A 3974-nucleotide genomic window follows, 5' to 3' on the forward strand; every position below is an offset into this window, starting at 1 on the left:
CCGTTACTACATACCGGGTGGCAATGGTTGCACAGGTTCCCGGCCATCGCCCGAGCACCTCTGTGGCGGGAGGCTGACGGGACTTTGATTGCCGACGACACGTCTATCCACGTCGCCCGTGCACGGCTTCGAAATGCATCAAGCAGATTGCGAGATTTCGGGCATAGCGGAAAATCTCCGGATGGTGGCGCCGCAGCCAAGCCGCGTTATCTGTTATAAGTCATCAACTGACTGAAAGCGTGGGCAGCCATGTGCAACGATTATGAGCAGCATATCGCCTGGGCCGAATATTGCAGGATGATGCAATTGCTGGCGCTCGACATTCCCACTTATCAAACCGAACTGGATCTGCCGCAGGCGGATGACATCCGCATCAGTGATCCCGCCCCGATCATGCGCGCCGCCGGCGACACGATCGAACTCACGCGCATGACCTTTGCCTTTCCGCCCTCCGGGCCCAAAGGCGGGCCGATCTTCAACTTCCGCTCGGAAGGACGGAACGTCTCCAACAGCAAGCGCTGCCTTATTCCGGCGTCGGCTTTCTTCGAATTCACGGGAAAGAAGTCTCCAAAGGCTAAGCATCGCTTCACGCTCAACGGCGCCTCGTTCATGGCGATCGCCGCCCTGTGGCGCGATGGCGAAGGCAACAAGCCCCCGACATTCGCTATGCTGACGACGGAACCCGGCCTGGACGTGGCGCCCACCCACAATCGCCAGATTGTGGTTCTGCGCCCGGATGATTGGGCGGCATGGATCCACCTCACGAAACCCGAGGTGGAGCTGTTGAAGGCCTTGCCGGCCGGTCGCTGGCGGTAGAAACCGTGCGACAAGGAAGCGACTAGCTCAGATGCCGGTGCGTTTTGCGCAAACACGAAAGATTCTTGGCGGCTTGGCTGCGGCAATTGTGGCCCCTCGAGATCGCGGCTCTCGCCAAAGCGTCTGCACCTCGTTGTCACTGATTACCGAGTGGCCCCTTCCGCCATCAGCGACGCTTGGCTCGTCGGTGCGCACGAAAGGTATCGAGCGTGAAATACGTGCCCGCCTGCCTTGGGCGGTGAGGAAGTACGTCAAAGCCGAGACTGGTCGCATGACATTGCGGATGCGCGAAGACGATGCCGAAGAGTTCGAGGCCGCCTCGAACAAGATCGCCAAGGCACTGGAAACCATCGCAGTACTCCCGGTCCTGCCGCGCGAGGCCGAAGACATCCTTGCGATCTCTTCGCGTGAGCGTCACAAGTGGCTGAAAAACGGACGGCTGCAAAGCATTGGCACCCGCACCGTGAAGATGCGCGGTCGATCCAAGGCCGTCACCTTCCACGTGTTCGATCCCAGGCACATCGAGGACATCCTTGATCGTGATCTGCCAAGCCTTTGGCGTGAAGAGGACGCGCAGCAAGTTACAGAGAACAGGCGACGTGGCGCCGGCAAGGCTGCCCTGACGCGGGCGGGAAAGGGTAGCGAGAAGGTTCGCGGTGCCGGGAATAACCCCAGAGATGACGCTCCCCGGCCCAAGTTGAAGGGCTGGAACGCGTTCGACGACGAGGGCCTGCTCCGTTAAATCCGTCTAGCCATTCGCGTCCAGAATGAGCCCTGAGCGAAAGCTAACCGGGAGCCGAAACGATCTGCAGTCGCGATTGCACGTCCTGAACCAATCCATGCTCAAGGAGTTCTTCAAGCCGACAACCGCCCATTTTTGAGGATGGCAGATTCGACAACTTCGTGCTTGAAATGTTGGAAACCGAGGGCGGGCCTATAAGGCTTCGGCATGGCGGATCTGGGCCGCCTCTGCTTCTGATCCATGGCCATCCTCGCACGCATATGACTTGGGGCCAGGTCGCGGACTTGCTGTCAGCAGATTTCTCCACGACCATACCCCAATCGCTACCCGGCAGGAAAAATCATGGCTGTTTCCTATAGAAAGAATCGCTTGCCACGGTGGTGCAGGAAGTCGGCGAGGTGGATTAGGTCCTGACCGACAAATGGTGCTACATGGGCGATGAAGAATGCCCGCCCAGCGTACGTTGTCTACGCACCACCGCTGATCGGCCTTCCGTTCCTGGCTGTGATACTGGCTCTGGATGACATCGCAACGCCCTTTGACACCGCCGATGAAGCGGCCGCCCACAACAAGGTGATGGCGGTTACAGGTGCGATACGGCAAAGCGGACTTGATAATCACAAATAGGAGAACCCGTCCATGAAACTGCTACGCATCACACCGATTGTCATTCTTGCCTGTGCCTTTGCCCTTGCGGCCTGCGCCAACACCGTCCGAGGCGTCGGCCGGGACGTCAAGGCAACGGCCAACGCAGTCGACGACACGGTCAACAAACCATGATGCAGAGGACCGTCACGGTTATCGAGAAGACAACGGGCCGCGTGATCGGAGCGCTGCCGATCGATCTTGCGCAGCAGGATCACGAGGCCTCCGATGATCAGTATTTCACCAAGGCGTTCGAAGCCGCCATGGACAGTGGCCTCATTCGTGAGGCCGACAAGCATGCGGTTGAATTCCGGCTTGAATAAAGTCGACGATGCAACGGCTTTCTGTCGCGTATCCGCGCATTGTGGTTTGCATGGTTTTGCACCTCAGCCATCCAGCAGGGGTGAATCAACACACCGTCCAGTCCAACTATCCCTAGGACAGCCCGTTGCGGCTATGAATGGGAGCGGCCGGTTTTGGCCCGGAGGTGAAGCAGCAGCCGCTGCTCAAAGCCACTCAGTAGAGCAAATCGGCGTATTGGTAGGCGAACACCCTCCCGTTGCTCTCATCGGTCACCTCAAGAAAGTAGTTTCCGGATCGGTTAGCGTCACGGGCATTTTCGTTGCCTGTGCGGCGGCGCAATAGGATGTCGGGGCCCCAGCTCGGTATTCCGCTATCACCTGGCCCGCAGGATATTCTCGGATTTGATACCCCACGGTCAGCCCCAGGGTCCGAATCGTCCATTAGGGATGCCTAACATTTCCCTTTTGGCGAGGCGGGGTGTACTTTAGGTACCGCTGGGTGATCCTAGCGACCTACACTGCCCGCTGCCGAGAGGTGGCGGGCCTTTTTGTTTATGTGTGGAACGCCGAATTCCAATGGGAGTTGGAATGCTGTCACCGTCCTTCCGTGGAGGCGATGATGGCCATGGACGTACAGCCGTGGTCGGCCCGCTCTCTGCTTCCTCACTGGGCGGGCCATCTCGCGGGTCGCTCACCGGCAATGACCTGGTGCACCATGCCGTCGACCTCAATACGCAAGTTCGAATACGACCCGGAAACCAGGGTTCTCTCAGTGTGGTTTGTAGCGAGTGGCAGGCAGTACGACTTTCTGGATGTACCGCCGGAGATCGTCGCCGATTTCAAATCTGCCTTTGCCAAGGGCCGCTATTTCAATGATCGGATCCGCAACCAGTTCGCGTTCCGGACCGTGGCAAGCTCCGGTTCCAGCGGTTCATGCTGAGGCAGATTGTGCCAAGCGACCTGGCGGAAATCGCGCATGTCGAACGGCTGGCCGCAGACCGGACAGGTCATGAAATTGTCGCGCTCGTCGGCAGGCTCGCCGCCGTGCTGCGTGCCGGGAATCGGCGGTCCAAGGTCGGATAGCTTCGTCATAACCATCAAACATTCAATTCGTCTAAAATGTTCCGGAACCATTTTAGCGAGCGCTAATTGAATCGCACTATGCGAGTCAGCGCATGCGTCTGAAGTTCATCAAGCCCATGGAGCCCGAGCTGGTCGAGACGCCACCGCAGGGCGACGAATGGCTCCATGAGATCAAGTTCGACGGGTATCGGACCCAAATCATCAAGGATGAAAACGGGATCCGGCTGTTCACCAAGAACGGTTACGACTGGACCGGCCGCTATATCGAACTTGCCGGAGAGGCGGAGGCGATCGAGGCGGAAAGTTTCATCATCGACGGCGAGACAATCACGGTCAACGAGGCCGGCCTGTCCGACTTCCAGGCCCTGCAGTCAGCCGTCACCCGT

At 58.7% G+C, this 3974-nt stretch carries 5 protein-coding genes and 3 pseudogenes; all 8 read left to right on the top strand.

The window, feature by feature from the left end; all coding sequences use genetic code 11:
• Window positions 1-249: 249 nt before the first annotated feature.
• Window positions 250-842, top strand: a pseudogene (locus EN879_RS26950) (SOS response-associated peptidase family protein).
• 5 nt (window positions 843-847) lie between these two features.
• Complete coding sequence (locus tag EN879_RS26955; protein ID WP_244514444.1) at window positions 848-1558, top strand: hypothetical protein; 711 nt, start codon at window positions 848-850, stop codon at window positions 1556-1558.
• A gap of 170 nt (window positions 1559-1728) precedes the next feature.
• A pseudogene (locus EN879_RS40190) lies at window positions 1729-1863 on the top strand (alpha/beta hydrolase); the annotation flags it as partial.
• A 133-nt stretch (window positions 1864-1996) separates the two neighbouring features.
• The gene (locus tag EN879_RS26965; protein WP_063170820.1) at window positions 1997-2185 is read left to right on the top strand and encodes a hypothetical protein; all 189 of its coding nucleotides are present in this window, start codon (window positions 1997-1999) and stop codon (window positions 2183-2185) included.
• A 12-nt stretch (window positions 2186-2197) separates the two neighbouring features.
• Window positions 2198-2338, top strand: coding sequence for an entericidin A/B family lipoprotein (locus tag EN879_RS26970; RefSeq protein ID WP_032809501.1), 141 nt, complete (start codon window positions 2198-2200; stop codon window positions 2336-2338).
• On the top strand, window positions 2335-2526 hold the full coding sequence (locus EN879_RS26975; RefSeq protein ID WP_063170821.1) for a hypothetical protein: 192 nt from the start codon (window positions 2335-2337) through the stop codon (window positions 2524-2526). Before EN879_RS26970 ends, EN879_RS26975 begins: the two co-directional genes overlap by 4 nt.
• Before the next feature lie 598 nt (window positions 2527-3124).
• Window positions 3125-3445: a KTSC domain-containing protein gene (locus tag EN879_RS26980; protein WP_082826812.1), complete on the top strand. Its 321-nt coding sequence runs from the start codon at window positions 3125-3127 to the stop codon at window positions 3443-3445.
• 235 nt (window positions 3446-3680) lie between these two features.
• Window positions 3681-3974 (top strand): annotated as a pseudogene (locus tag EN879_RS26990) (ATP-dependent DNA ligase); the annotation flags it as partial.

It is taken from the genome of Mesorhizobium sp. M7A.F.Ca.AU.002.02.1.1 (assembly GCF_003998535.1).
GTDB classification, from domain to species: Bacteria; Pseudomonadota; Alphaproteobacteria; order Rhizobiales; family Rhizobiaceae; genus Mesorhizobium; species Mesorhizobium ciceri.